The sequence below is a fragment of the Rhodococcus sp. DMF-1 genome (assembly GCF_021441945.1).
In the GTDB taxonomy this organism is placed as follows: Bacteria; Actinomycetota; Actinomycetes; order Mycobacteriales; family Mycobacteriaceae; genus Rhodococcus; species Rhodococcus ruber.
This window is the reverse complement of the sequence record NZ_CP090442.1, coordinates 2,060,639-2,086,873: the sequence shown is the minus strand read 5'-3', so window position 1 is coordinate 2,086,873 and position 26,235 is coordinate 2,060,639. Positions and strand designations below refer to the sequence as shown.

The following is a 26,235-nucleotide window of genomic DNA, read 5'->3' as shown; positions in this document are numbered from 1 at the left end:
TCGTCGCGCCGGGGCCATATCCTGATGGTGTGAACTGGACTGTCGATGTGCCGATCGACCGCTTGCCGACCCTTCCGCCGCTCCCCGACGAGCTGCGCGAACGGCTGGACGCGGCCCTGGCCAAGCCCGCCCTGCAGCAGCCGAGCTGGCCCGAGGACCAGGCGTCGGCGATGCGCACCGTGCTCGAGAGCGTGCCACCGATCACCGTGGCCCGCGAGGTCGAGGAGCTGCAGAACCACCTCGCCGCGGTCGCGCGCGGCGAAGCCTTCCTGCTCCAGGGCGGCGACTGCGCCGAGACCTTCGCCGACAACACCGAGCCGCACATCAAGGCCAACATCCGCACGCTGCTGCAGATGGCCGTCGTGCTGACCTACGGCGCGTCGCTGCCGGTCGTGAAGGTCGCACGGATCGCCGGGCAGTACGCCAAACCGCGATCGTCGGACATCGATGCGCTCGGGCTGCAGTCGTACCGGGGCGACATGATCAACTCCCTCGTCGCGGACGCGGCCGTGCGCGCACACGATCCGTCCCGGCTCATCCGTGCCTACGCCAACGCCAGCGCCGCGATGAACCTGGTCCGGGCCATCACTGCCGCCGGCGAGGCGGACCTGCACCGGGTGCACGACTGGAACCGGGAGTTCGTCGCCTCGTCGCCGGCCGGTGCGCGGTACGAGGCCCTCGCCTCCGAGATCGACCGCGGCCTGCGTTTCATGGACGCGTGCGGCGTCGTCGACCCCAATCTGAAGGCCGCCACCATCTACGCCAGCCACGAGGCGCTGGTCCTCGACTACGAGCGGGCAATGCTGCGGCTCGACAACACCGACGGGCACCCGCGGCTGTACGACCTGTCCGCGCACTTCCTGTGGATCGGTGACCGTACCCGGCAGCTCGACGGCGCCCACATCGCCTTCGCCGAGCTACTCGCGAACCCGATCGGCCTGAAGATCGGTCCGAGCACCACGCCCGAGATGGCGGCTGAGTACGTCGAGCGGCTCGATCCCACCAACAAGCCGGGCCGGTTGACCCTCATCTCCCGGATGGGGCACGCGAAGGTGCGCGATCTGCTACCTGCGATCATCGCGAAGGTGCAGGCGACCGGACGTCAGGTCATCTGGCAGTGCGACCCGATGCACGGCAACACGCACGAGGCGTCCACGGGGTACAAGACCCGGCACTTCGACCGGATCGTCGACGAGGTGCAAGGCTTCTTCGAGGTGCACAACGCACTCGGCACGCACCCGGGCGGCATCCACATCGAACTCACCGGCGAGGACGTCACCGAGTGCCTCGGCGGCGCGCAGGACATCTCCGACATCGACCTGCACGGCCGCTACGAGACGGCGTGCGATCCCCGCCTGAACACGCAGCAGTCGCTGGAGCTGGCGTTCCTGGTCGCGGAGATGCTCCGCGGCTGACTCCGGCAGGGTCTCAGGGCAGGGCGGTGAGGGTCACCGTGCCGCCCGGCTCGACCCGGTCGCCCGCCCCCGGGCTCTGACCGATCACCACCGAGCGGTCGGAGCCCGCGAACTGGCGCACCTCGACGTCCAGACCGAGCCGGCCGAGTTCGTCGCGCGCCGCGGCGACCGTGCGGCCCAGCAGTGAGGGCACCTTCACGGCATTCGACACCAGCAGCGTGACGCTGCCGCCGGCGTTGACCCGGTTCCCGATCGCCGGATCGGTGCCGACGACTCGTCCCGCATCGACGTCCGCGTCGAACACCTCCCGCGACTCGCGCACCGTGAGTCCCACCGTGTCCAGGGCCCGCCGGGCCTCGTCGACGGTGCGGCCCGCGACGTCGGGCACATCCACCGGCGGTGACCCCTTGCTGACGATCACCGCGACTTCCGCCCCCACCGGAAGGACTGTGCCGGGTGCCGGGTCGAGCGCGGCGACCCCGCCCTCCTCGACGGCGGTGCTGTAGGCCGAGCCACCGTCCACCGGGACAAAGGTCCGGTTACGCAGTTCCTGTTCGATGACGTCGCGGTCGCCGTCACCGACGATCGTGGGCACGGTCGGCCGGCCCAGCGAGACGAGCAGCACGACCTCGTCGCCCCGGGCGACCCGGCTGCCGGCCTCCGGGTCGGTGCCGAGCACGGTGTCGACGGAGGCGTCGTCGGAGTACTCCCCCCGTACCTCGGGGGTCACGTCTGCGGCCTGCAGGGCCGCGAGCGCGGTGTCCCGATCGGCCCCGAGCACGCTCGGGACGGTGGTCATCCGCCCGGACCCGAGCCACCATCCGCCGAAGCCGACGGCCAGCGCCAGGACCAGGATCGCCAGTAGCCACAGCAGCGTCGTCCGCCGGTTCCGTCGGCGCTCGGCGGCGAAATCGGCCGGCTCGGCCCGGAGCCCCGAGGTCTCGGCACGCGGGTGTTGCTGGGTGACGACCTTGGTGTGCTGCGGACCGGCGGGGGAGAGCTGGGCGGCGAGACCCGGAGCCGCCGGAGGGGGCAACGGTCGCGACGGCGGTGCCGCTGCGCGCACGGCCACGGTCGGTGGCGCGGGAACCACCGTAGCCGTCGCCGGTTCCGCGGCGGCCGAACGATGCTGCGCGGACCGCTGCGGAGCGGGCACCCGGTAGCGGGGCAACGCCAGGGCATCGCAGACCTCGCTCAGCGCGGCGGCCATCGCCCCGGCATCCGGGAACCGCTCACCGGGCTCTCGTTCGGTGGCGTGCCGGACCAGCTCGTCGAACTGCTCCGGGACCCCGTCGATGAGGGCGCCGGGGTCCGGGACGTCCCGATCGACCCGCTGGTAGGCCACCGACAGCGACGTGTCGCCGGTGAACGGGGTGCGTCCGGTCAGCATCTCGAACAGCAGGATCCCGGTCGCGTACACGTCGCTGCGTGCGTCCGCGGTACCCGTGGTCACCTGTTCCGGCGACAGATATGCGGCGGTCCCCAGGATGACACTGCGCGACGTCGTCGTTGCCGCGGCGACCGCACGCACCAGGCCGAAATCGGCGATCTTCACCTCCCCGGCATCGGAGATCAGCACATTCTCCGGCTTGACGTCACGGTGCACCAGGCCGGCGCGGTGCGCCACGGCGAGCGCCCCCAGCACCGGCGCCGCGACGGCCGCCGCCGCGTGCGGGGGCATCGGGCCCCGCTCGCGCAGCAGTTCACGCAGCGTGCCGCCCTCGACCAGTTCCATCACCAGGAAGACGTGGTCCCCGTCCTGTCCCTGGTCGTACACCGCAACCAGACCCGGATGGGTCAACCGCGCCACCGAGCGCGCCTCGAACTCGAACCGCGCCAGGAACTGGGGATCGGCCGCGAACTGCGGATCCATGACCTTCACCGCCACCGGACGGTCGAGTCGCAGGTCCGTGCCTCGGTACACGATGGACATGCCGCCGCGGGCGATCGGTGCCTCGATGCGGTAGCGCCGTTCGAGCACCGTGCCGATCAGGCGGTCGCCTCCAGAGCTCACCCGGTGTACCCCCGTGTCCGTGCCGTCGTCTTGCTGCGTCAGGTGCGGCGTACGCGGGGAAGACCGCCGGGTTCGCCTCTGTCGATCGTAGCCAGCGCACCAACCGTCCGGTCGCCCGAGCGCGGCTCGCCGCGGTGACACCTGCGCGGCTCGCCGCGGTGACACCTGCGCGGCTCGCCGCGGTGACACCTGCGCGGCTCGCCGCGGTGACACCTGCGCGGCTCGCCGCGGTGACACCTGCGCGGCTCGCCGCGGTGACACCTGCGCGGCTCGCCGCGGTGACACCTGCGCGGCTCGCCGCGGTGACACCTGCGCGGCTCGCCGCGGTGACACCTGCGCGGCTCGCCGCGGTCACTCCTGCGCGGCTCGCCGCGGTGGCCACCCGTACCGGCCGTTGACGGCCCGCCGCCGTGGACCCGATAACGTTGGCAGCGTGAGTGCTATCCCTTACAGCGAAGACGTCCTCGACCGCTCCGTACCCGTGCTCCAACTGGTCGACGTGGCGAAGCAGCTCGGTCTGGTGATCACCCGGGTCCACCAGCTGCTGCGTGACCGCCAACTCCTGGCGATCAAGCGGGACGGCGTGCTGGCGGTGCCTGCGGCATTCTTCGACGACGACGGTCAGATCCTCACGGGCATCCCCGGTCTCATCGCGGTGCTGCACGACGGAGGATTCCGGGACGACGAGATCCTGAACTGGATGTTCCGGGACGACGACACGCTCACGGGCGGCTCTCCGGCCGCGGCGATGCACACCCACGCGAGGCGGGAGGTCATGCGCCGGGCGCAGGCACTCGGCTTCTGACTCCGGGCGTTCAGCGCAGGCGGGCCAGCTGGGTCAGCGCAACCCGCGCACGGCGCCGGCCGGGGACCACGGCGCGCTCGTCCAGGACGCGGTAACCGCTGCGCTCGACCTCGTCGAGGATTCCGCCGTACAACGCGAAGGCGGTGCGGATGCCGGGCCGGATCCGGTCCGGCAGCAGCGCCAGACCGGGCTCGGCGCGCCGGTACTCCGCGCGCGTGAGCGCCACGAAGTGGGCCAGTGCCCGGCGCACCCGCGGATCCGGGGTCCCGCCGGTCCGCCGACCGTGCTCGAGCAGCGCGACATCGACCCCGAAGGCGGCCCACGTGTCGGCCGGCAGGTAGGTACGTCCCCGGTCGAGGTCCTCGCCCACGTCCCGGATGAAGTTCGTGAGCTGGAAGGCTTCTCCGAGCGCCGCGGCGTAGGGTGCAGCCGCGTCGATGTCGGCCACCTCGAACACGGGCAGCAGCTGCAGCCCGATGACCGCCGCCGAACCGTACATGTACTCCCGCAGCTGCGGCATGTCGTCGTAGCGCGGGCGGAACTCGGGGGTGCCGGGAATGTCCATCCGCATCGACCGGACGAACGCCTCGAAGTACTCCAGAGGCAGGTCGTAACGCCGGATGGTCTCGGCCAGCGCCCCGACCACCAGACCGGTCGCGTCCGCCGGTCCGGGGTCGCCCGCGAGCGCGGCGTGCAGCCGGCGCTCCGTTTCGGTCACCTGCAGGGCAGCGGCGGCCGGGTCGTCGACGGCGGTCACGTCGACGATGTCGTCGACGAGACGAGCGAAGCCGTAGAGGGCGTGGACCGCCGACCGCCGCGGCCGGGGCAGGAGACGAGTGGCGAGATAGTACGTCCGGCCGTGTGTGGCCGCCAGTTCCTCGCAATAGCGGAATCCTGCGTCGGTCTCGGGCACGGTCACCTCGGATCCGGGCGGACGGTGGGGACGGGCGGTTCCCGTCGCGCGCGCAGCCGCAACGGGTCGACGGTACGCAGCGACGCGGTGGCGATCACCGAGGCGACCACAGCCAGGAGCACATGGGCGAGGTTGTACATGCCGATCGAGCCGTCGGGGTTGAAGATCAGCATCAGCCAGGTCGACAGGCCCACGAGCACCGCCAATGTGGTCGTCGACAGGGCGAAGCCCGCGGCCACCGCGAGCGGCCACGAGTAGTACCACGGCAGGGCGGCCGGCGAGAGCATCGTGATCGCGGTCAGCGTGATCACGATGCCGAGCACCGCATCGCGCTCGGTGCGCCGGAACCGCCACCACGTCACCACCATGATCACCAGCAACGCGACGGCGCAGAGCATGCGGGTGACATCCAGGATCGAGCCCAGCTGCCACGGCGTGAACCACGTGACCGCGTGCGCCATGATCGTCGGCAGCGACAGCCAGTTGATGATCTTCGACGAGCCGGACAAGGCCGTCAGCCAGCCGATGCCGACTCCTGCGAGCGCCGAGGCCGCCCCGAACACGGCCGCGAACACCAGCAACCCCGCGCCTGCGGTCTTCCCGAACAGCACGATCGGCGATGCCGGTTCGCGGCCCTGCGCCCGCGCCCGGTCCCGCTCGTGCAGAATCCAGATCCACACCAGGAAGGGCAGCGCGATTCCCGCCGATGCCTTGACCGCGGCGCCGACGGACACGAGGGCGATGCCGCCGACGTGTCGGCCCTCGAGGACGAGCACGATGCCGGCGATCATGAACCCGACCATCAGCATCTCGTTGTGCACACCGCCGATGAGGTGGATCAGGATCAGGGGGTTGAGCACCGCAAGCCACAGGGCGATGCGGGGGTTGCCGCCGAGCCGGCGTGCGAGCTTCGGCACGGCCCACGCGGTGAGCACCAGCCCCGGCAGCATCGTCAGCCGCAGCAACCAGGTACCGGTGACGACATCGTCGCCGGTCAGCGACGTGATGCCCGCGCCGAGCAGCAGATGCACCGGACCGTACGGGGTGGTGGTCGTCTTCCACACGTTGCTCACGTTGTCGAGCAGCACACCCGGGTTGACGACCGGACCGTCGAGGTACGGGTCGAAGCCGTCGCGCAGCATCGCCCCCTGGGCGAGGTAGGAGTAGGCGTCGCGGCTGAACATCGGCGGCGCCACCAACAGCGGCGCCACCCACATCGGCAGCACCGTCCACAGTTCGCGCAGGGTCACGTGCCCGGAGAGTGTGCTCCGGCCCAGCCGTACCCAGGCCGCGATCATCAGCAGGACGCCGGCCCAGATCAGGATCGTCGAGAGCAGCAGGCCGTGCCCGAACCGCAACCAGGACAGGTACAGCTCTTCGAGCAGCGGGTCCTGCCGCCGGACGCTGCCCGCCCCGAAGCCGCCGAACGTGACGAAGGCGGCGCCGAGGGCGCCCAGGAGGCCCGCATTGCCGGCCGGGCTCCGCAGGAAGTCGCCCGGTCCGCTCCGCGCGGGCCGCGAGGCGGCAGGCTGCTGTTCCGGCGGGCGCTGCTGTTCCGGGGGACGCTGCTGTTCCGGGGGACGCTGCTGTTCCGGGGGACGCTGCGGTCCGGACGGATGCTGTGGAGCAGCGTCGGAAGGGGCAGGGGACGACATGGTTGCGAGTTCCTCCCCCGGGAAGTCGTGGACGGTGCGGGGCCCGGGCGCGGCGCGGGCGGACAGGTGAACGAGGTGACAGTTTAGTTCAGCCGCCACCGTCCGCGGTCCACCACTCACCGCGAGGTGCGGACCCCGAGCCGCTCGGCCGCGAGCCGGCCCGACAGCACGACCGTCGGCACGCCGACCCCCGGCACGGTCCCGGAGCCCGCGAGCACGACGTTGGGATGGCGCGGATCCAGGTTCCGCCGCCGGAACGGGCCGGTCTGCCGGAAGACGTGCGCCCCGGAGAACGGGCTGCCTTCCAGCATGCCCCGGGCCTGCCAGGTGGCCGGGGTGTCGATGTGGTCGATGCGGAACTCGTCGGCGACGCCGTCGTATCCGCGCCGGCCGAGGACGGTCAGCAGTTCGGCGGCGTACGGGTCGGCCAGAGCGGACCAGTCGTACGGGGCGCTGTCCAGGTTGGGGCACGGCGCGAGCACCGACAACGGCTCGTGCCGGACGCCGTCGCGGACGAAGCCCTGACCCGGGTCGCTCAACGCCGGCCGGGTGATCAGCAGCGACGGGTCGCTCATGAGCCGGCCGCGGCCGCGTCCCGCGCTGATCTCGGCGAACGTCTCCTCCCACGACGCCCCGAAGTCGATGGTGTGGTGGTGGGTCGCAGGCCAACGCGCGGCAACGGCGGACGGCACGCTCCCGTGCAGCACCACGGCCGACGGTGACGCGAGCACGCGGCGCCGCCGACGTGGCGGCAGCAGCCTGTCCACGACCGGCAGGTCCGGGCTCAGCACCACGGCATCGCACAGCACGCGTTCCCCCGAGGCGGTGCGCACGGCGGTAGCCGTGCGGCCGTCGAAGTCGAGACCCGTGACCTCGGTGCCGAGGCGCAGGTCCCCGCCGGCAGCGACGATCGCGTCGGCCATCGCGCGGGCCAGCACCCGCATGCCACCCTCCACCGCATACACGCCGAGGGAGGTGTCCATGTGGGCGATGGCGCCGTACACCGCCAGGGCCCGGGCGGGTGCGACGCCCGCGTACAGCGCCTGGAAAGTGAACACGCGGCGCAACCGCGGGTCGGTGATCCGGCGGTTCACCTGGGCCCCGAGCCGGCCGAACCCTCCCAGCCGGAGCAGCGTCGCCAGGTCCCGCACCGCCGCGGGGGAGGCGACTAGGTCGAGGGGGGAGTCGAAGTTCCCGGCCATGAACCGGTCGAACTCGGCGTCGAAGATCTCCGCGAGCCAGGAGCGCAGCCGAAGGTAGCGTTGCGCCTCCTCGGCCCCGCACACCCGGGTGATCTCGGCGACCATCGCGTCCGGATCGGTGTGCACGTCGAGGGTCGTGCCGTCGGCGAACCGGGCGTGGTACGCCGGGGCGAGCCGGCGCAGCCGTACCGCCGGGGTGACGGACTCGAAGTCGGCGCCGACCGCCGCCAAGGCGTCGGCGATGAGTTCCGGCATGGTGAGCACGGTGGCGCCGTTGTCGATCTCGTAACCGGGTCCGGTGTGCACCCCCACCCGGCCGCCGACGGTCGCCTCGCGTTCGAGGACGGTCACCTTGCGGCCGGCGCCGAGCAGGTACAGCGCCGTCGAGAGCCCGGCCAGGCCGGCGCCGACGACGACCACGCGCTCGGCGCCCGTCACGGTGCGCATCAGGCGGCCCGCCGCGTCGCGTCGAGCGCCGCCGCCCGCAGGCGGGCCTTGCCCTCGTCCGTCGCGCCCGAGCCGTCGAGCGTCGCCAGCGCGGCGTCGGTGAGCGCGGCGATGCGCCGCTCCACCCGGTCCACGGCTCCGAGCTCGGTGATGACCGTCCGCAACCTCTCGACGTCCGCGTCGGACAGGTCCGAACCGATACTCTCGCGCAGCAGCCGGGCGGCCTCGGGATCCCGGGCGTCGGCGGATTCCAGGGCCAGCGCGTACAACACCGTCCGCTTGCCCGACCGCAGGTCGTCACCGGACGGCTTGCCCGTGACCTCCGGATCCCCGAACACGCCGAGCAGGTCGTCGCGAAGCTGGAAGGCGAGCCCGATATCGGTGCCGAACTCCCGGTAGGCGGTGATCAGCGCGTCGTCGGCGCCGGCGAGCGCGGCGCCGAGATGCAAGGGCCGCTCGATCGTGTACGCGGCGGTCTTGAACCGGTTGACACGCATCGCAGCGGGCACGGACTCGTCGGCGGACACCTCGCCCGCGATGTCGAGGAACTGCCCGCCGAGGACCTCGGTGCGCATCGCCGACCACACCGGTGCGATCCGCGCGGTCGTGGCCGAATCCAATCCGGCCTCCCGGACCATGTCGTCGGCCCAGGCCAGAGCGAGGTCACCGAGGAGGATGGCCACGGCGGTACCGAACTGCTCGGGCCGGCCCCGCCAGCCCGATGCGCGGTGCTGCTCGGCGAATTCGACGTGCACGGTCGGGAAGCCACGGCGGGTGGTGGACGCATCGATGATGTCGTCGTGGACCAGGGCGCAGGCCTGCACCAGTTCGAGTGCCGAACAGGCCCGCAGCACGGCGGGCGCGTCGAGACCGGACGGATCGCCGCCGGCGCCGATCCAGCCGTTCCACGCGAACGCCGGACGCACCCGCTTGCCGCCGCGCAGCACGAAGGACTCGAGTGCCGTCACGGCCTCGGGATAGCCGCCGCCGATCGGCTCGACGAGATCGATCCGCGAGACGAAGAAGTCGCGCAGGGCGCCCTCCACGAGATCGGGGAACAAGGCGGTGGGCACGGGTTCGGATCCGGTGAACAGGGCGTCCTCCTGGTCGTGTGTGGAGCGGCCCGTCGGGCGACGGCGGGTGCGGCCCGATCGCGCGACGAAACGCGCCGAGTCCACCCGCGCCCAGCCTATCCGGCGGCCGGGGGGCTTGCCCCGGTTCGGCCCGCTCCGACGTGCCCCTATGCTGGTCGGGTGACATTCGATTCCGACAGCGGGCCGGTCGGCGGTGGAGAATCCCGTACGCCGTCGGTGGTGGACCGTCTCCGTGCGCCCCGCGGCGCACGCATCCCGTTCTCGGTGGAGTTCTCCCCGCCGCGCGACGCCGACGCGGAGGCGCGCCTGTGGCGCGCCGTGCGCGAGTTCGAACGCCTCGGCCCGGCCTTCGTGTCGATGACGTACGGAGCGGGTGGTTCCACCCGGGACCGCACCGTGCGGGTCACCGGTCAGCTGGCGCAGGAAACCACGCTCCTGCCGGTCGCGCACCTGACCGCCGTCGGGCACAGCATCGACGAACTGCGCGCCATGGTCGGTGCCTACGCCGATCGCGGTATCACCAACATCCTCGCGTTGCGAGGAGACCCGCCGGGCAATCCGCTGGGTGAATGGACCCGGCATCCGCAGGGGCTCGAGTACGCGGAGGAACTCGTCCGTTTGGTCCGCGACCTCGGTGACTTCCATGTGGGGGTGGCGTCGTTCCCCGAGGCGCACCACCGCTCCCCGGACCTCGAGCACGACACGCGGTATCTCGTCCACAAGCTGCGCGCGGGCGCCGAGTACTCGATCACCCAGATGTTCTTCGACGTCGAGGACTACCTGCGACTGCGGGACCGGGTCGTGGCCTACGATCCGGAGCAGGGAGCCAAACCGATCATCCCGGAGATCATGCCGATCACGTCGTTGCGCACGGCGCGGCGCAGCCTCGAGCTGTCCGGGTCGAAGCTGCCGGCCACCCTCGAAGAGCGCCTCGTCCGGGCCGCCGGGAACGGCCCGGAGGAGGACCGTGCCGCCGTGCGGGAAGTGGGCATCGACGTCGCCACCGAGATGGCGGAGCGGCTCATCGCCGAGGGCGCGCCCTGCCTGCACTTCATCACCCTGAACTTCGCGCGGGCCACCCGCGAAGTGCTCGCCCGTCTCGGCATCGCGGTGCCCACGGCGGTCTGACCGGACGCTCGGAGCGGGGCACTCAGGGCAGGGGCACTCAGGGCAGGGGCACTCAGGGCAGGGGCCTGTCCTTCCAGCCGAGCCGGCCGGTGCGTCGCGCACGGAGCGAGTCGATCGCCAGCGCCGCGAACGCGCACACCCCGAACGGGTGGGTGCAGCCGGCCGCCACGTCGGACCGGTCGGGGCTGCCGCGTTCGGTCGCCCGGGCCACGGTCCGGGACACGATCGCCGCGGCGGTGCCCACGACCCCCCAGCGCCGGGCCGGTCCGGGACCGAGAACAACCGCCACGGGCGGCAGCACGTAGGTCACCGCGGCAGCGACGAGCACCGCCGCGGACCCGGCGGGGGAACCGAATGCCGACCACAGCCAACGCGTGTATCCGGCGCGCAGCGGCGCTGCGCCCTCGTACATACGGCAGGACGCGAGGTTGCCGGCCGCGGCCACCATGGTGCGCCGTCCGGACCGGCTCAGAGCCCGGGCGAGGTCGAGGTCCTCGGTGGGGCTGGCCGCGACGGCGACGTGTCCGCCCACGGCGGCGTACGCCGACGCGTCGAACACCAGGAACTGACCACACGAGACCGCCATCGACGGTCGGTTCGAGCGGTGGGACACCGCGATCGGCAGCGTCGCGAACCAGGACCAGAACAGCAGCGGCTGTACGAGGCGTTCGGCGGCGGACCCGGCCTGCTGGAAGGGCCACGGGGTGAGCAGGTGGGCCCGGCGGTCGCGCAGCACGGTCACCGCGGCCGCCACTGCACCCGGGGCCAACCGCACGTCCGCGTCGACGAAGGCGACCACGCCGGACGGATCGGTGGCCGCGTAGGCACGTGCGCACGCCGCGGCCTTGCCCGTCCACCCGGGGGGTGGTGGCGCGGTCGAGCGGATCACCGTGACGCGGGGATCGTCCCCGGCCGCGAGCCGGGCCGCCTCGGTCGTGCCGTCGACCGAGTCGTCGTCGAAGATCACCACCCGCAGCCGGCGCAGACCGCGCTGGGCGCGCAGATCCGCGACGAGCGGGGGCAGGCGACGGGCTTCGTTGCGGGCGGGGACGATCACCGTCACCGGTTCGTCGACGACAGCGCCGGGGGCGAGCCTGGGCAGGGTGAGGCGATTGGCGACAGCCACGGCGGCTCCCAGTGTCGCGGCGACGGCCCCGGCACGGACGACGCCGACCAGCGCCCGCATCGCCTACGACGCCGTCGCGTCGTCGCGAGCTCGCCGCGGGGGAGCGGGGTTGCGGTTCATCCAGGCGAGCGCTCCGATGATCGCCGCGACACCCGTCGTGACACCGGCGACGATGCCTGCCCAGCCGGCGAATCCCCTGGTGTTCGGATCGGCGTAGCGGACCTCGGCGCGCAACGTGCTCACCTCCCCGGCCGGCAGCTTCCACGTGACGATCGAATCGGAGTCACGGTTGCCGTTGGTCGTCGCGACCCGGGCCGGGAACGCGATCGTGATCTGCACGTCGGTGCCCTGGACGGGTACCGACTCGAGGTCGACCTTGCCGTTGACGCTCACCAGGTCGCCGGCGCGCTGCAGCGCGAGCTGGAAGGTGCCCGAGGTCTGGTCCGACATCGACCCCAGCTGTTGCACGTCCCCGAAGCTCAGATCACTGAAGAACACCTGACTACCGACGTACCCGTCCTGGTCGTACTCCTGCACGCGGACCTTGCCGGCGAGCGAGTCGGGAGCCGTCAGTTGCGGTCCATTGTCGTTCTCGTCGGCGGGGATCGTCGCGGCCACGATCTGCCCGGAGACACGGTCGTCGGCCGAGACCCCCATCGTCGCCTGCACCCGCAGGCACCCGGCGAGGACAGGGACGAGCAGGAGCAGGAGCGCCGCCGCCGCGAGGGACCGGCGGCGGGAGCGGGGCGAGGTGGGCGGCTGCACAGCGACATCGTGCCAGGAGCGGGGGGACGTGTCAGACGCGAGCCCCTACCCCGGCGCGTCGCCGCAGGGACCACAGCAGCGGGACGCCGAGCGTACTCATGACCGCCGCCCCGTAGAGAGCCGAGTACTTCAGCTCGGGTACGCCCAGGAAGACGCTGTGGGCGAGCGCGGACCCGAGCCACGTCCACAGGAACAGCACCAGTGGGACGGTGTCGGTGCCCGGCTGCACCGGTCCGGTCCGGTCGAGCAGATCCAATCCCACGGCCATCAGCGTGGCGACGACGATCCAGCCGAGGTAGTTGGTGAGCGGGATCTGCTCGAGACCGGGCAGGCCGCCGCCGTTGCACCAGCTCCACTGACCGTCGGAGACCATCTGCGGATCGAGGTACAGGTCCCAGCCGACCATCCCCACCGTGGTGAGCGCGATGCGGGTCACCCGCTCGCGGTTCCCGTCCGGCCGCGAGATCCCGCCGCGCCCGGCGAGCAGCGAGGCCACGTACCAGACCGGGTACATCCCCGCCGTCCAGGCGAGCGGCACCACGAGGGGCACGTCGAACAGCGCGGGACCGAGCCGGTCGACGGCGTATGCGTAGCAGCCGTACGGGTACCCGGTCGCCGTGCCCACCACCTCGGAGGCGAAGCCGACACCTGCCGTGATCGCGAAGAATCCGGCGGTCCAGACCGGGCCGCGTCGCGTCGCCGCGTGCGCGAGCCCGGCGGCCGCGAGGAGGGTGACCACGGCGACGGTGACGAGGTCGCGGGCCTGGCCGGAGGTCAGCGGGTAGGCGATCTGCGCGGCGATGGCACCGCCGGCGAGAACGACGGGAAGCCGGTTCATCGACGCCACCGCCCCAGCGCACGACGTACCGGGCCACCCGCGGAATCGGCGAGCGCGCGCTGCGCGGCAGCGCGTCCGCTCGCGCCGGAGACCCCGCCCCCGGGGTGGGTGGACGCGCCGGTCAGATAGACCCCGTCGGCGCCCGGGACCCGGTGCCCGGACAGCTCCGGCAGCGGCCGCCACATGAACATCTGGTCCAGCGACATCTCCACGTGCATGACATTGCCGCCGAGCAGGCCCAGTTCGCGTTCGATCTCGTGCGGCGTCTGGATGTGCCGGTGCCGGACGGAGCCGGCGAAGCCGGGCGCGAACCGCTCCATCTCGGCGACGATCCGATCCGTCTCCGACTCGGCCAGCGCGGACCACTGCCGGCCGCCGGAGAGCCGGTACGGGTGCCACTGCGACCACAGGGTCACCTGGTGTTCGCCGGGCGGGGCGATCGACGGATCGAGCGCCGTGAAACTCATGGCCAGCACGGCCGGTCGCGGCGGCAGTTCCCCCGCCAGGGCGGCGCCGTGCGCGAGGCGGAGCCGGGCCCGGTCCTCGACGAGCAGCTGCAGACCGCGCACGGTCTCGGCGGCATCGGCGGGACCGCTCGGATACCGGGGCAGCGCGTCGGTCGCCAGGCGTACCACCATGCCGATACCCGGACCGACGCGGATCCGTCGCCGCCACGCGTCGAGGCGGGCGCGGTCGAATCCGCCGCGTTCGAGCAGATCGAACGTGGTCAGCACGTGACAACCGGCGATCACGGCGCGCGCGGTGACGACCCGTCCGGAATCGGTGCGGACCGCCCAGCCGTCCCCGGCGCGGCGGATCTCGGTGACGGCGTCGCCGAGCGCGACGACGCCACCGTCGGACCCGAGACGGGCGGCCAGGGCCTGCGTCAGCGCGCCGCTCCCGCCGATCGCCCGGCCGGGCGGCAGGGTGTGCATCAACGCCGCGACGCCGACCATGGGTGCGGTGCCGGGCTCGGACATCGGGGGCCCGGACTGGGCGCCGAACCAGGCGAGGGCGGCTTTGAGCGGTTCGTCGTCGAAGTACTCGTCGAGGAGGGCGTCGCCGGTGCCGAGGAACTGGCGGGAGAGGTCGCTACCGCCGCTGCCGGTGTCGAGACCCCAGAAGGACGAGAGCAGGTGCCGGCCGGTCGGCGGCGCCGAGAACGAGCGCATCACGCGGGCGCTGCGCGGACCCCACACCGTCACGAAGCGGCGGTAGGCGTCGGCCTCGCGTGGACCGCACGCGGCCTCGACGGATCGGCACGTGCGGTCGAGATCGCGATGGAAGACGATCCCCGGGCGGTCGCTGCCCGCCGGGGCGGGAGCGAACGCCCACGGGTCGCAGTCGACATAGTGCAGGCCGTGCGCGGGCAGATCGAGTTCCTCGACGATGCCGGTGTGCCGGATCATGACGTGCGCCGACGAACCGCGGTCGACCGCGTGCCCCGGGAAGCGTTCCACAGTCGACACGGCGCCGCCGAGTACGGTGTCCCGCTCGAGCACCTCCACGGACCGGCCCGCGCGGGCGAGGTAGCACGCGCTCACCAGGGCGTTGTGCCCGGAACCCACTACGACCGCGTCGATCACCCTGTCCACGCTACGGACCTTCGAGCGGAAGGTCCCGGCCCAGGACGGCGAAGGGACGGGCGTCCCCGGTGAACCGGAAGTGGCGGACGACGTCGCGGAACCCGAATCGCCGGTACAACCGCCAGGCCCTGTTGTCCTCGCCGGGTGCCTCGGGAGTCGACAGCAGCACCGTGCGCTCGGGACGGTCGCTCAGCAGCCGGCGCAGGAGCGCCTCGCCGATACGGTGACCCTGGGCGTCCGGCCGCACGTGCAGCTCGGTCAGTTCGAAGTAGTCGCCGAGGACGGCGTCGATCGTCTCCGGGGGGTAGCCGGCGTGGCGCATCCCGGTCCGCACCTGCTGGTTCCACCACTGGTGTGGTGACCCGCAATAGCCGTAGGCGATCGCGACGAGCGTCGACGGCTCCTCCGGCAGAGCCGCCGCGACGGCCTTCCATCCCGGGCGGGCGGAGTGTTCGGACCACATGGGCGCGCGGTGGTACTCGGTGCCGCGCGGGTATCGCATGGCGGCCACGTAGATGGGCAGCACCTCGGGCAGTCGCGCGCGGAACTCGGCGGCGGAGAGATCGACGACGATCGGTGCCGCGCCCCGCGGGGTCGCATCCGTACTCATGACGGGGACTGGACCGCCTTCCCTTGACTGCGTGTCGGTAGGTGCAGCTATATTGAATACGTCGAACGGATGTTCGATACCGGGGATCCGGTGATGTTCGAGGGAAGCGAACATCACCGGATCGTCGGGGCCGTGACCCGGCCGGTGCCCGGCGGGGTGCAGGGAGGTGTTCGGAATGATGACCGCGGCACGAACCACACAGTCCGCTGCCACACCGTCGGCTGCCACACCGTCGGCTGCCACACCGTCGGGTGCTACCGGTCCGCGGGCCGTCGGCCGTCCGGACTGCGCCGCCCGCCCGGTGTCCTCGCGCGCGGCAACCCTGCTCGACCGCGCGGACGAGTTGCTGTCGGCCGCCGCCGGCACCCCGGAGCCGTCCGAGCGGTTCCATCTGGCGTATCTCGCCGCGCTGCGCGGGGCCGGGGCCGTACTCGCGGGGGCCGAACTGCGGGCGGTCCACCGGCCGGCGCGTCGGCCCCGCACTCGCAACGCGTGGGTGCTCATGGCGCGCGCGGAGCCGGGATTCGCGGTCTGGGCCGACTTCTTCGCCGATCGTTCCGACACGCGCGCGGCGATCGAGGCGGGGGTCACCCGCTCCGTACCTGCCGACGAGGCGAGCCGCTTCTACGACGAGGTGGGCCGTTTCCTCCACGAGGTCGAGGACTACCTGACCGGCGCCGACGACCGCTCGGGGGGCGCAGAACCCGGCTCCGGAGCCGGCCGCCGCAGCGCATGATCGATGCGCGACGCAGCCCGGGTCGTTCGACGGCCCGGGCCGGGTCCGTCGGCCTCTCGTATGCAGGTCCTTCGGAACCGTGATCGAACTCGAATCCGCAGTTGGTGGTCCCCGCCGGGATGTACTCGTATTATTGAGCCAGGCGGCCGTCAAAGTCGGCCCCCCGTCGATCTGGACCGCAGATCCGGCGGCCACCGTTTAGTGCCGGGGGAGGTACCGTGCCACTCTCCGAGCACGAGCAGCGCATGCTCGAACAGATCGAGAGCGCGCTCTATGCTGAGGATCCCAAGTTCGCCTCTACCGTCCGGGGAAGCCGGATGGGGATGGCGTCCAGTCGGCGTCGGCTCCAGGCCGGCGCGTTGTTCGCACTGGGTTTGGCGTTGCTGATCGCGGGCGTCGCCCTCCCGGTGAAGCCGGGCGGGTTCCCGATCATCAGTCTCGTCGGATTCATCGTCATGTTCGGCGCGGGGGTCCTGCTCCTCCTCGGAGGCAAGCGCGGTCCAGGCGTCGGCGACGGTCCCCGCGGATCAGGTCGCGGTCCCGCGGAAGGTAGATCCCGCGGCGGCCGCAAGTCCGGCGGAGGGTTCAGCAAGAGGATGGAGGACCGCTTCCGTCGGCGTTTCGAGCAGGAGTAGCGCGCAGTACTTCACGCGAGTTCCCATGAACGGCGCGTCCCGGTAACCGGGGCGCGCCGTTCGGCTTCTCCCGGCGCGGCGGCGGGCGGCCCGCCGCCCCCACCGCACCCGACCGTCGTCCCCCACCTCTCCCCACCGCCCCCTCGCCGCCGTGCCCCACCGCGCCCCACTGCGGCGCCCGGCTCCGGTGAGCGGCCGTCGAGGCCGAGGCGACCAGGGTGTTCTCCCGGGCCCGAGTCCGTCGTCTCGCGGCGGGCCCGAGTCTCCCGCGGCGCGGCGGCACCGGCCTCGTCGTCGTCACCCACTCCGCCCCACCCGCCGTGAACTGCGGACGGTCGGAAAACGGCGCCGCGCGTGGGCGCGTAAGCGGTTGAACGTGGGGGAAAGTGGGGTAGTGTGGGTCGCGGCGGAGGGGTTCCTCCGTCGAGCGAAGGACAGGGTCCGGCCGGGGCGTGGCGGGGGGTGTCGAGTGTTCCTCGGTACCCACACGCCCAAGCTGGACGACAAGGGGCGGCTCACGCTGCCCGCGAAGTACCGAGACGAACTGGCGGGAGGGCTGATGATCACGAAGGGTCAGGACCACAGCCTTTCCGTCTTCCCGCGCGACGAGTTCGCCGCCCTGGCCGAGCGTGCCGCCGCGGCCTCGCGGAGTAATCCGCAGGCCCGCGCGTTCCTTCGGAGCCTGGCGGCGGGAACCGACGAGCAACGTCCCGATGCGCAGGGCCGGATCACCCTGTCCGCGGCCCACCGCAAGTACGCGGGACTCACGAAGGACTGCGTCGTGATCGGTGCCGTCAAACATCTGGAGATCTGGGACGCGGCGGCGTGGGAGCAGTACCTCGCCGAGCACGAGGAAGAATTTTCCGAAGCGAGAGACGAGGCCCTGCACGACATTCTGTGACCGGAACCGCAGCAACGACCGTAGTGCCACCGCGGCGAGTGCCGCGAGGCCTCTGCCCGACAGCGACCCTGACACACTTCCCCAGTGCCAGGTTCGTGAAACGGAACCCTGACGTACTTCCCCAACGCCAGGTTTCCAGTTCGGACAGAGACCTCGATGCATTCGCCGCGGTCGTCTCCGGACCCCGCCGCGACCCCCACCGAAGCCACGATCCGATCGCCCACGAACCGAGCAGGACAACCGGAGGAAGAATGGCGGAGGGGCAGGACGCGGCGGCGATTCCGGAGGCCGCGAGTCCGGAGAGCTTCGGTCATGTCCCCGTTCTGCTCGACCGCGCCGACGAGTTGCTCGGCCCCGCCCTCGAAGCCGCCGGTGCGGGCGCGATCTACGTGGACGCCACCCTCGGTCTCGGCGGACACTCCGAGCACTTCCTGCGCACCTACCCGGGGGCGCACCTGATCGGACTCGATCGCGACCCCGACGCCCTCGCCGTCGCCCGCCGGCGGCTCGCACCGTACGCCGACCGCACGCAGTTCGTGCACACCCGTTACGACGGCATCGCCGACGCCCTCGCCTCCTGCGGACTGGATCGGGTCGGATCCGTCCATGCGATCCTGTTCGACCTCGGCGTGTCCTCGATGCAGCTCGACGAGACCGAGCGGGGCTTCGCCTACTCCCGCGACGCCCCGCTGGACATGCGCATGGACCCCACCACGGGGATGACCGCGGCCGACGTCCTCAACACCTACAGCCACGGCGACCTCGCCCGCATCCTCAGCACCTACGGGGAGGAGCGGTTCGCCGGGAAGATCGCCTCGGAGATCGTGCGCCAGCGGGCGAAGGCGCCGCTGCGCACGAGCGGGGAGCTGGTGGAGTTGCTCTACCGGACCATCCCGGCCGCGTCCCGCCGAACCGGCGGGCATCCCGCCAAGCGCACGTTCCAGGCGCTGCGCGTCGAGGTCAACGGCGAACTCGACTCGCTGCGGGCCGCGATCCCGGACGCCCTGGATGCGCTCGCCGTCGGGGGACGGGTGGTGTTCATGTCGTACCAGTCCCTCGAGGATCGTGTGGTCAAGCAGATCCTCACGCCGCTGACGAAGTCGAAGAGCCCCGAGGGCCTCCCGGTGGAACTTCCGGGTACCGAGCCCGAGCTGCGGGTGCTTACCCGCGGCGCGGAACGGGCGACGGAGCAGGAGATCGAGGCAAACCCGCGTTCGGCGCCGGTGCGCCTGCGTGCCGCGGAACGAATCGCCAGGAGGTACCGATGACCGTACAGGTGGCAGCACCTGCCCGCCGTCCGGCGCGATCGACGGCCGCCCAGCGCGCCTATCAGCGGCGCAGTCGGCGTACGGCACATCTGGCCGCGGAGTCGACGACCCCCGCCCGGGCCCGCCGCAGCGGTCGTGTGGCGGCGCGAATTCCGTTCGTGGCCACCATCATCGCTCTCCTCGGGATCGGCATGGCCGTGACCCTCCTGTTGACCACGCGCGCCGCGGAGGACTCCTACCAGCTCAGCGCCGCGCGCGACTACAACCAGCGCCTCGTCCAGGAGCGCGCCGTCCTGCAGCGCGACGTCCAGGCCGGCAACTCGGCGCCGGTGCTGGCGATGCAGGCCGCGAAGCTCGGCATGATCCCCACCGGTGAGGTCGCCCGGCTCGTCGTCGGGGACGACGGCGGGGTACGGGTGGTGGGAACGCCCGCACCCGCCGAGGGGGCTCCGGCCGCGCCGCTGAACCCGCCGTCCCCCGATGACCGGACCCGGGCGCAGCTTCCACCCCTCGCGGGCAGCGCGGGCAGCGAGAACCCGCGACCGGTGACCCCGTCGGCCGGCGCCGATCGGTCCGCCGCGCCCTCCGGTGCTGCCGGCGGTGAGGCTCCCACCGCGACGACATCCCCGCTCACTCCGCCGTCCGCCGAGTCTGCCCCGGCACCCGAGTCCGCCACGCCGTCGCCCGGCAATGCCGGGGCCGCACCCGGTCAGCCGGAACAATTGGTGCCCGTGACCCCTGCGACGCAAGCCGAGGACGGGCGCCGGTGAGGCGAGGGACCCCACCGTCTTCCCGGCCGGTCCGCGGCCGCCCCGCCCCCTCCCGCCGGCCGATGCCCGTCCGGCGGGCCCGCTCCCGCCGGGTCTCCGGCGGGGCCGACACCACCGGGTTCCGGTTCCGCTACCGGTACGGCCGCGCGGTGATGTTCCTGGCGCTCGGGGTCGCGGCCGCACAACTGCTGTGGGTGCAGGTCGTCCAGGCTCCGCAGTTGACCGCCGAATCGGCCAGCCAGCGCACGACGCGGCTCGTCGAGCCCGCCACCCGCGGCACCATCGCCGACCGGAACGGCAATCCGCTGGCCTACACGATGGAGGCCAAGGCGCTGACGTTCCAGCCCGTGCGGGTGCGGCGGGAACTCGACGAGGCGCGGGCCGAGGACCCGACCCAGCCCGAGACCGACGCGTATCTGGAAGGCGTCGCCGCCGCGATCCACGAGGCGCTGGGCGCGGCCGCTCCCGAGGACGCGATCCTCGACAAGCTGCGCAGCGACGAGACGTTCGTCTATCTGGCGCGAGGCGTCGACCCGGCGGTTGCCACCGCGATCGTCGACGAATACGACCGGGTGGGTCTCGAGCGTCAGGACATCCGGCTGTATCCCGGCGGTGCGCTCGCCGCCAATCTCGTCGGCGCGACCGGCTGGGACGGGCACGGCCTCCTCGGCCTCGAGGACGCCATGGACTCCGTGCTCGCCGGCACCGATGGTTCGTCGACGTACGATCGGGGCTCCGACGGCGCGGTGATCCCCGGCAGCTGGCGCGATCAGCAGCCCGCCGTCGACGGCTCCGCGGTGGAGCTGACCATCGATTCCGACATCCAGTACTACGTGCAGCAGCAGGTTCAGCGGGCCAAGGACCTGTCCGGGGCGAAGAACGCCTCCGCCGTCGTGCTCGACGCCCGGACCGGCGAGGTCGTCGCCATGGCCAACGACGGTACGTTCGACCCCTCGATCGGGGTCGGCAACAACCCGAAGGACGCCGAACTCGGCAACCCCGCCGTCAGCACCCCCTTCGAACCGGGATCGGTGAACAAGATCGTCACCGCCGCCGCCGCGATCGAGGACGGGCTCACCACCCCGGACGAGGTGCTGCAGGTGCCCGGCACGATCCGGATGGCCGGCGTCACCGTCAAGGACGCATGGGACCACGGCGTCGTGCCCTACACCACGACCGGTGTGTTCGGAAAATCCTCCAACGTCGGGACTCTGATGCTCGCCGAACGGGTCGGTGAGGACCGGTTCGCGCAGATGCTCGACCTGTTCGGCCTCGGGCAGCGCACCGACGTGGGCCTGCCCGGCGAGTCCGCCGGCAGCGTGCCCAGTCGCGAGCAGTGGTCCGGTGGCACGTTCGCCAACCTGCCGATCGGGCAGGGTCTGTCCATGACGCTGCTGCAGATGGCCGGGATCTACCAGGCCGTCGCCAACGACGGCGAGCGGATCCCGCCGCGCGTCGTCCGCGCCGTCGTGGCCCCGGACGGCACCCGCACCGAAACACCCCGGCCGGAGCCGGTGCGGGTGGTCAGCCCGCAGACCGCCGCCACGGTGCGCGACATGTTCCGAGCCGTGGTGCAGGACGACACCGGCAATCAGCGCGGCACCGGTACCCCGGCCGCGATCGAGGGCTACCAGGTCTCGGGCAAGACCGGCACCGCCCAGCAGGTCGACCCGGCCTGCAAGTGCTACTCGAACTCGAACTACTGGATCACCTTCGCCGGGATCGCGCCCGCCGACCGTCCCCGCTACGTGATCGGCATCATGCTCGATGCGCCCACCCGCAGCGCCGACGGCAGTGGCGGCCAGTCCGCCGCACCGCTGTTCCACACGATCGCCTCGTGGTTGCTGCAGCGCGAGGGCGTGCCGCTGTCGGCCGACCCGGGCAGCAAACTGATCCTGCAGGTGGACTGAGCCGCGCGGGTGCGGTCGATCGCCGAGCACCTGTCGGCGCCGCCGCCACCCGTCGGTAACCTGACACGTCGGTACCGTGACACCGCGGTCGAGCCCGGGCACATGGCGGCCGCGGGAGTACGAAGAACGGCAGAGACACTGCCGCGGAGCGAGAGGAGCCTGGTGCCTGTGCCGTCGAGTCCGGACCCGTCCCCGCCGGGAGGCGGCCTGAGACCCGAGCATCCACCGGTGACGCCACTCCGCGACCTTGCTGCCGCCGTGGGCGCGACCGTCGGCACCGTCGAACCGGGCGTCGCGGCCGCCACGACTCCCGTCGCCGACGTGTCCGTGACCGGGGTCGACCTCCGCGCCCAGGGGGTGCGGCCCGGTGACCTGTTCGCCGCCCTGCCGGGCGCCCGCGCGCACGGCGCCGAGTACGCGGCGGAGGCGCTGGAGCGCGGCGCCGTCGCCGTCCTCACCGACGCCGCCGGCTGCGAACGCCTCGCCGCCGTCGTCACCCGTCCCGTGCCGGTGCTGATCCATCCGGATCCGCGGTCGGTCCTCGGCATCGTCTCCGCCGCCGTCTACGGCGAACCGTCGCAGCACATCCAGGTCGTCGGGATCACCGGCACCTCCGGCAAGACCACCAGCTCCTATCTGGTCGAGGCGGGACTCGCCGCGGCCGGGCGGGTGACCGGCCTGGTGGGCACCATCGAGACCCGGCTCGCCGGCCGGCGGGTGCCCAGCGCGCTCACCACCCCCGAGGCTCCGCAACTGCACGCCCTGTTCGCGGCCATGCGCGAGCAGGGCATCGACACCGTGGTGATGGAGGTCTCGAGCCACGCCCTGTCCCTCGGCCGGGTCGCCGGGGTCCGCTTCGCGGTCGGTGCCTTCACGAACCTGTCCCAGGACCACCTCGACTTCCATCGTGACCTCGACGACTACTTCGGCGCGAAGGCCCGGTTGTTCGCGGCGGACTCGCCCGTACGGGCGCACCGCGCCGTCGTGTGCGTCGACGACGAGTGGGGCGTGCGGATGGCGGAGATCGCCCGGGCCGCCCACCCCGCCGAGCCCGACGCCGTGCGCACCGTCGCCACCACCGGCGCGGCCGACTGGACCGCGACGGCGGTGCGCACCGATCCGTCCGGCTCCCAGACGTTCACCCTCACCGGCCCCGACGCCGCCGAGCGGCGCGTCGCGGTGCGCCTGCCCGGCCACTTCAACGTCGCCAACGCCGCCCTCGCCGTCGCGGTGTGCGCGGCCGCCGGGGTCGACGTCGACGCCGCGGCCGCGGGCATCGCCGACGTCGACGTGCCCGGGCGCGTCGAGCGGGTCGACCGCGGTCAGGGATTCCTCGCCGTCGTCGACTACGCGCACAAGCCTGCTGCGCTCGAGGCCGTCGTCGCGACGCTGCGCGGGCGGGCGGCCGGTGGCCGCCTCGCCGTCGTCGTCGGCGCCGGCGGCGACCGGGACCACGGCAAGCGGCCCCTGATGGGTGAGGTCGGAGCCCGGGGAGCGGACCTGCTCGTCGTCACCGACGACAACCCCCGCACCGAGGACCCGGAGGTCATCCGGGCCGCGGTGCTCGCCGGTGCCCGCGCCGTCCCCGACCACCAGCGGGGACAGGTCCGCGAGATCGGCGACCGGGCGGCTGCCATCGAAGCGGCCGTGCGCTGGGCACGTCCGGGCGACATCGTCCTCGTGGCCGGCAAGGGCCACGAGACCGGTCAGGAGATCCACGGGGTCAAGCACCCCTTCGACGACCGCGAGGTGCTCGCCGCGGCCATCGACCGGTTCACCGGCGCAGGTAGCGAGCAGTACGGAGGCACCCGATGATCCCGATGACACTCGCCCGCATCGCGGAGGTGGTCGGCGGGACACTGCACGACGTCGACGACCCGGCCGTCGAGGTGACGGGCACCGTCGAGTTCGACTCCCGCAAGGTCACCCCGCACGGGCTGTTCCTCGCCCTGCCGGGAGCCCGTTCCGACGGGCACGATCACGCCGCCGAGGCGATCGCCGCCGGTGCCGCCGCGGTGCTCGCCGCCCGGCCGGTGGGTGTGCCCGCCGTCGTGGTGCCGCCGGTGCCGCCGGTCGAGACCAACTCGCTGGCTTTCGAGCACGACGCCGACGGTTCCGGCGCCGCGGTGCTCGCCGCGCTGGGTGCCCTCGCCCGCGCCGCGGTCGACGAACTCACCGCGGCCGGACTGACCGTCGTCGGCGTCACCGGCTCCGCCGGCAAGACCTCCACGAAGGACCTGCTCGCGGCGGTGCTCGCGCCGCTCGGTCCCGTCGTCGCACCGCCCGGCTCCTTCAACAACGAACTCGGACATCCGTGGACGGCGCTGCGCGCGACCCCCGACACCCGGTTCCTGGTCCTGGAGATGTCGGCGCGCGGACCCGGGCATATCGCGGCCCTCGCCACCGTCGCCCCGCCACGGATCGGGGCGGTACTCAACGTCGGCACCGCCCACCTGGGGGAATTCGGTTCCCGGGAGGTCATCGCGCGGACGAAGGGCGAGCTCGTCGAAGCCCTGCCGCCCGCCGCGGAGGGCGGCGTGGCGATCCTCAACGCCGACGATCCGCTGGTCGCCGCGATGGCGCCCCGCACCCGTGCCCGCGTCGTGTTCGTCGGCAGCGACCCGGCCGCGCACGTCCGGGCGACCGACGTCCACCTCGACGAGCACGCCCGGCCCACGTTCACCCTGGTCGTGCGCGACGGCGACACCGAGCGCCGCGCCGCGGTCACCCTCGCGGTGCACGGCGAGCACCACATCGGCAACGCCCTCGCGGCCGCGGCCGTCGCCCTCGAGTGCGGCGCCACCCTCGAGCAGGTCGCGACCGCGCTCGGCGGCGCCGGCGCGGTGTCGGCGCACCGCATGGACGTGCGCACCCGCGCCGACGGCGTCACCGTCGTCGACGACGCCTACAACGCGAACCCCGATTCGATGCGCGCGGCGCTCAAGGCGCTGGTGACGATGGCGCGCGCGGGCGAGAGCCCGCGCCGGACCTGGGCGGTGCTGGGGGAGATGGGTGAACTCGGGGACGAGTCGGTCGTCGAGCACGACGCGATCGGCCGGCTCGCGGTGCGCCTGGACGTCACCCGCATCGTCGCGGTCGGCGCGACGCGTCCGGTCCGCGGTCTCTACCAGGGTGCGGTGATGGAAGGATCCTGGGGCGACGAGGCGACCCACGTCCCCGACGCCGACGCGGCGATCGCGCTCCTCGAGCGCGAACTGCAGCCCGGCGACCTGGTGCTGGTCAAGGCCTCGCAGTCCGTCCGGCTGTGGACGGTGGCGGAGGCGATCCTCGCAGGATCGGTGGGCACGGCAGGAACGGAAACGGAGGCCGCACGGTGAGACAGATCCTCTTCGCCGCGGGAATCGCACTGGCGGTGTCGATCCTGCTGACGCCGGTGCTGATCAAGGCGTTCTCGCGGCAGGGATTCGGCCAGGAGATCCGCGTCGAGGGACCGCAGAGCCATCAGTCAAAGCGCGGCACCCCGACGATGGGCGGCGTGGCGATCCTCGCCGGCCTGTGGGCCGGCTACTTCGGCGCGCACGCCATCGGCCTGGCCTACGAGGGCGCGGAGGGACCGTCGGCCTCGGGCCTGCTCGTGCTGGGTCTGACCACCGCGCTCGGCGGCGTCGGCTTCCTCGACGACTTCATCAAGATCCGCAAGCAGCGCAACCTGGGCCTGAACAAGACCGCCAAACTGGTCGGCCAGCTCGTCGCCGCCGTCGCCTTCGGCATCCTCGCCCTGCAGTTCCGCAACGGCGACGGGCTCACCCCCGGCAGCACCCACCTGTCCTACGTGCGCGACATCGCCACGGTCTCGATGGGTGCGGTGGTGTTCATCCTCTTCGTGTACCTGCTCGTGAGCGCGTGGTCCAATGCCGTCAACCTCACCGACGGCCTCGACGGCCTCGCCGCGGGATCGATGAGCCTGGTACTCGGCGCCTACGTGATCATCACGTTCTGGCAGTACCGCAACTCGTGCGTCGCCGACCCCGGCAAGGGCTGCTACGACGTACGGGACCCGCTCGACCTGGCGTTGCTGTGCGCCGCCGGCGCCGCCGCGTGCATCGGTTTCCTGTGGTGGAACGCCGCCCCCGCGAAGATCTTCATGGGGGACACCGGCTCGCTCGCCCTCGGCGGCATGCTCGCGGGTCTGTCCGTCACGACGCGCACCGAGCTGCTGATGGTCGTCATCGGTGCCCTGTTCGTCGCCGAGGCGGCGTCCGTGGTCATTCAGGTTGCGGTGTTCCGGTCCAGCCGGCGTCGCGTGTTCCGGATGGCGCCGTTCCATCACCACTTCGAACTCGGCGGCTGGGCCGAGACGACGGTGATCATCCGGTTCTGGTTGCTCGCGGCCATCGCCTCGGCCATCGGCATGGCCCTGTTCTACAGCGAATACCTAGCGGCGATCGGGGACTGA

At 72.4% G+C, this 26,235-nt stretch carries 23 protein-coding genes; 13 read left to right on the top strand and 10 right to left on the bottom strand.

Going from position 1 to position 26,235, the window contains the following annotated elements:
- The first annotated feature begins 29 nt into the window (after positions 1 to 29).
- Positions 30 to 1,415 (top strand): class II 3-deoxy-7-phosphoheptulonate synthase, encoded by a 1,386-nt coding sequence (locus LZP97_RS09520; RefSeq protein WP_010594365.1) that lies wholly within the window; start codon positions 30 to 32, stop codon positions 1,413 to 1,415.
- A 13-nt stretch (positions 1,416 to 1,428) separates the two neighbouring features.
- On the opposite strand, the gene pknB is transcribed toward LZP97_RS09520, so the two are convergent.
- A complete protein-coding gene (pknB, locus tag LZP97_RS09515) occupies positions 1,429 to 3,429 on the bottom strand; it encodes a Stk1 family PASTA domain-containing Ser/Thr kinase (protein WP_017681751.1) in 2,001 nt (666 codons plus the stop codon).
- 134 nt (positions 3,430 to 3,563) lie between these two features.
- Here pknB and LZP97_RS09510 point away from each other — a divergent pair, with 134 nt between their 5' ends.
- Entirely contained in the window at positions 3,564 to 3,827 is a 264-nt protein-coding gene (locus tag LZP97_RS09510) for a hypothetical protein (RefSeq protein ID WP_234575012.1), read from the top strand.
- 35 nt (positions 3,828 to 3,862) lie between these two features.
- Positions 3,863 to 4,234, top strand: a complete 372-nt coding sequence (locus tag LZP97_RS09505) for an Rv2175c family DNA-binding protein (RefSeq protein WP_026138005.1) — start codon at positions 3,863 to 3,865, stop codon at positions 4,232 to 4,234.
- Positions 4,235 to 4,244: 10 nt separating this feature from the next.
- Here the strand turns inward: LZP97_RS09505 and LZP97_RS09500 are convergent, their stop codons facing one another.
- The 4 genes from LZP97_RS09500 to LZP97_RS09485 form a co-directional block, all read right to left on the bottom strand.
- Positions 4,245 to 5,153 carry a phytoene/squalene synthase family protein gene (locus LZP97_RS09500; RefSeq protein ID WP_010594368.1) on the bottom strand — a complete coding sequence of 303 codons (909 nt, stop codon included), beginning with the start codon at positions 5,151 to 5,153 and terminating at the stop codon, positions 4,245 to 4,247.
- A complete protein-coding gene (locus LZP97_RS09495; RefSeq protein ID WP_040272698.1) occupies positions 5,150 to 6,802 on the bottom strand; it encodes an alpha-(1->6)-mannopyranosyltransferase A in 1,653 nt (550 codons plus the stop codon). Before LZP97_RS09495 ends, LZP97_RS09500 begins: the two co-directional genes overlap by 4 nt.
- Positions 6,803 to 6,918: 116 nt before the next feature.
- Positions 6,919 to 8,451: a phytoene desaturase family protein gene (gene crtI / locus LZP97_RS09490; protein ID WP_017681753.1), complete on the bottom strand. Its 1,533-nt coding sequence runs from the start codon at positions 8,449 to 8,451 to the stop codon at positions 6,919 to 6,921.
- Positions 8,451 to 9,497, bottom strand: a complete 1,047-nt coding sequence (locus tag LZP97_RS09485) for a polyprenyl synthetase family protein (protein ID WP_040272706.1) — start codon at positions 9,495 to 9,497, stop codon at positions 8,451 to 8,453. Before LZP97_RS09485 ends, crtI begins: the two co-directional genes overlap by 1 nt.
- Positions 9,498 to 9,704: 207 nt before the next feature.
- On the opposite strand from LZP97_RS09485, the gene metF reads away from it, so the two are divergent.
- Entirely contained in the window at positions 9,705 to 10,673 is a 969-nt protein-coding gene (gene metF, locus LZP97_RS09480) for a methylenetetrahydrofolate reductase [NAD(P)H] (protein ID WP_172603580.1), read from the top strand.
- 52 nt (positions 10,674 to 10,725) lie between these two features.
- Here the strand turns inward: metF and LZP97_RS09475 are convergent, their stop codons facing one another.
- The 5 genes from LZP97_RS09475 to LZP97_RS09455 are packed head-to-tail and all read right to left on the bottom strand — an operon-like array spanning position 10,726 to position 15,598.
- Complete coding sequence (locus LZP97_RS09475; protein ID WP_040272695.1) at positions 10,726 to 11,859, bottom strand: glycosyltransferase; 1,134 nt, start codon at positions 11,857 to 11,859, stop codon at positions 10,726 to 10,728.
- Between the two features lie 3 nt (positions 11,860 to 11,862).
- Positions 11,863 to 12,564: an LppM family (lipo)protein gene (locus tag LZP97_RS09470; RefSeq protein WP_048770977.1), complete on the bottom strand. Its 702-nt coding sequence runs from the start codon at positions 12,562 to 12,564 to the stop codon at positions 11,863 to 11,865.
- Between the two features lie 31 nt (positions 12,565 to 12,595).
- Complete coding sequence (locus LZP97_RS09465) at positions 12,596 to 13,402, bottom strand: carotenoid biosynthesis protein (RefSeq protein WP_010594376.1); 807 nt, start codon at positions 13,400 to 13,402, stop codon at positions 12,596 to 12,598.
- On the bottom strand, positions 13,399 to 14,988 hold the full coding sequence (locus LZP97_RS09460) for a phytoene desaturase family protein (RefSeq protein ID WP_048771139.1): 1,590 nt from the start codon (positions 14,986 to 14,988) through the stop codon (positions 13,399 to 13,401). The genes LZP97_RS09465 and LZP97_RS09460 overlap by 4 nt, the downstream gene beginning before the upstream one ends.
- A 10-nt stretch (positions 14,989 to 14,998) precedes the next feature.
- The gene (locus LZP97_RS09455; protein WP_010594378.1) at positions 14,999 to 15,598 is read right to left on the bottom strand and encodes a GNAT family N-acetyltransferase; all 600 of its coding nucleotides are present in this window, start codon (positions 15,596 to 15,598) and stop codon (positions 14,999 to 15,001) included.
- 301 nt (positions 15,599 to 15,899) lie between these two features.
- Here LZP97_RS09455 and LZP97_RS09450 point away from each other — a divergent pair, with 301 nt between their 5' ends.
- The 9 genes from LZP97_RS09450 to mraY all read left to right on the top strand — a co-directional run bounded on the left by LZP97_RS09450 (position 15,900) and on the right by mraY (position 26,235).
- Positions 15,900 to 16,334, top strand: coding sequence for an SAV_6107 family HEPN domain-containing protein (locus tag LZP97_RS09450; protein ID WP_043805390.1), 435 nt, complete (start codon positions 15,900 to 15,902; stop codon positions 16,332 to 16,334).
- A gap of 218 nt (positions 16,335 to 16,552) precedes the next feature.
- Entirely contained in the window at positions 16,553 to 16,969 is a 417-nt protein-coding gene (locus LZP97_RS09445) for a DUF3040 domain-containing protein (protein ID WP_010594380.1), read from the top strand.
- A gap of 469 nt (positions 16,970 to 17,438) precedes the next feature.
- Complete coding sequence (gene mraZ / locus LZP97_RS09440) at positions 17,439 to 17,870, top strand: division/cell wall cluster transcriptional repressor MraZ (RefSeq protein WP_010594381.1); 432 nt, start codon at positions 17,439 to 17,441, stop codon at positions 17,868 to 17,870.
- A 251-nt stretch (positions 17,871 to 18,121) separates the two neighbouring features.
- The gene (gene rsmH, locus LZP97_RS09435; protein ID WP_010594382.1) at positions 18,122 to 19,138 is read left to right on the top strand and encodes a 16S rRNA (cytosine(1402)-N(4))-methyltransferase RsmH; all 1,017 of its coding nucleotides are present in this window, start codon (positions 18,122 to 18,124) and stop codon (positions 19,136 to 19,138) included.
- A gap of 137 nt (positions 19,139 to 19,275) precedes the next feature.
- Entirely contained in the window at positions 19,276 to 19,908 is a 633-nt protein-coding gene (locus tag LZP97_RS09430; protein ID WP_010594383.1) for a hypothetical protein, read from the top strand.
- A gap of 62 nt (positions 19,909 to 19,970) precedes the next feature.
- A complete protein-coding gene (locus LZP97_RS09425) occupies positions 19,971 to 21,818 on the top strand; it encodes a peptidoglycan D,D-transpeptidase FtsI family protein (RefSeq protein ID WP_010594384.1) in 1,848 nt (615 codons plus the stop codon).
- 228 nt (positions 21,819 to 22,046) lie between these two features.
- Positions 22,047 to 23,633, top strand: a complete 1,587-nt coding sequence (locus LZP97_RS09420) for a UDP-N-acetylmuramoyl-L-alanyl-D-glutamate--2,6-diaminopimelate ligase (protein WP_043823060.1) — start codon at positions 22,047 to 22,049, stop codon at positions 23,631 to 23,633.
- Complete coding sequence (locus LZP97_RS09415; protein ID WP_010594386.1) at positions 23,630 to 25,156, top strand: UDP-N-acetylmuramoyl-tripeptide--D-alanyl-D-alanine ligase; 1,527 nt, start codon at positions 23,630 to 23,632, stop codon at positions 25,154 to 25,156. The genes LZP97_RS09420 and LZP97_RS09415 overlap by 4 nt, the downstream gene beginning before the upstream one ends.
- Positions 25,153 to 26,235, top strand: a complete 1,083-nt coding sequence (gene mraY, locus LZP97_RS09410; RefSeq protein WP_003934158.1) for a phospho-N-acetylmuramoyl-pentapeptide-transferase — start codon at positions 25,153 to 25,155, stop codon at positions 26,233 to 26,235. The genes LZP97_RS09415 and mraY overlap by 4 nt, the downstream gene beginning before the upstream one ends.

Coding starts and splice junctions, on each gene's coding strand:
- LZP97_RS09495 (WP_040272698.1), bottom strand. CDS start 6,802: ATGTCGTCCCCTGCCCCTTCCGACGCTGCTCCACAGCATCCGTCCGGA.
- crtI (WP_017681753.1), bottom strand. CDS start 8,451: ATGCGCACCGTGACGGGCGCCGAGCGCGTGGTCGTCGTCGGCGCCGGC.
- LZP97_RS09475 (WP_040272695.1), bottom strand. CDS start 11,859: ATGCGGGCGCTGGTCGGCGTCGTCCGTGCCGGGGCCGTCGCCGCGACA.
- LZP97_RS09465 (WP_010594376.1), bottom strand. CDS start 13,402: ATGAACCGGCTTCCCGTCGTTCTCGCCGGCGGTGCCATCGCCGCGCAG.
- LZP97_RS09455 (WP_010594378.1), bottom strand. CDS start 15,598: ATGAGTACGGATGCGACCCCGCGGGGCGCGGCACCGATCGTCGTCGAT.
- rsmH (WP_010594382.1), top strand. CDS start 18,122: ATGGCGGAGGGGCAGGACGCGGCGGCGATTCCGGAGGCCGCGAGTCCG.
- LZP97_RS09425 (WP_010594384.1), top strand. CDS start 19,971: ATGCCCGTCCGGCGGGCCCGCTCCCGCCGGGTCTCCGGCGGGGCCGAC.
- LZP97_RS09415 (WP_010594386.1), top strand. CDS start 23,630: ATGATCCCGATGACACTCGCCCGCATCGCGGAGGTGGTCGGCGGGACA.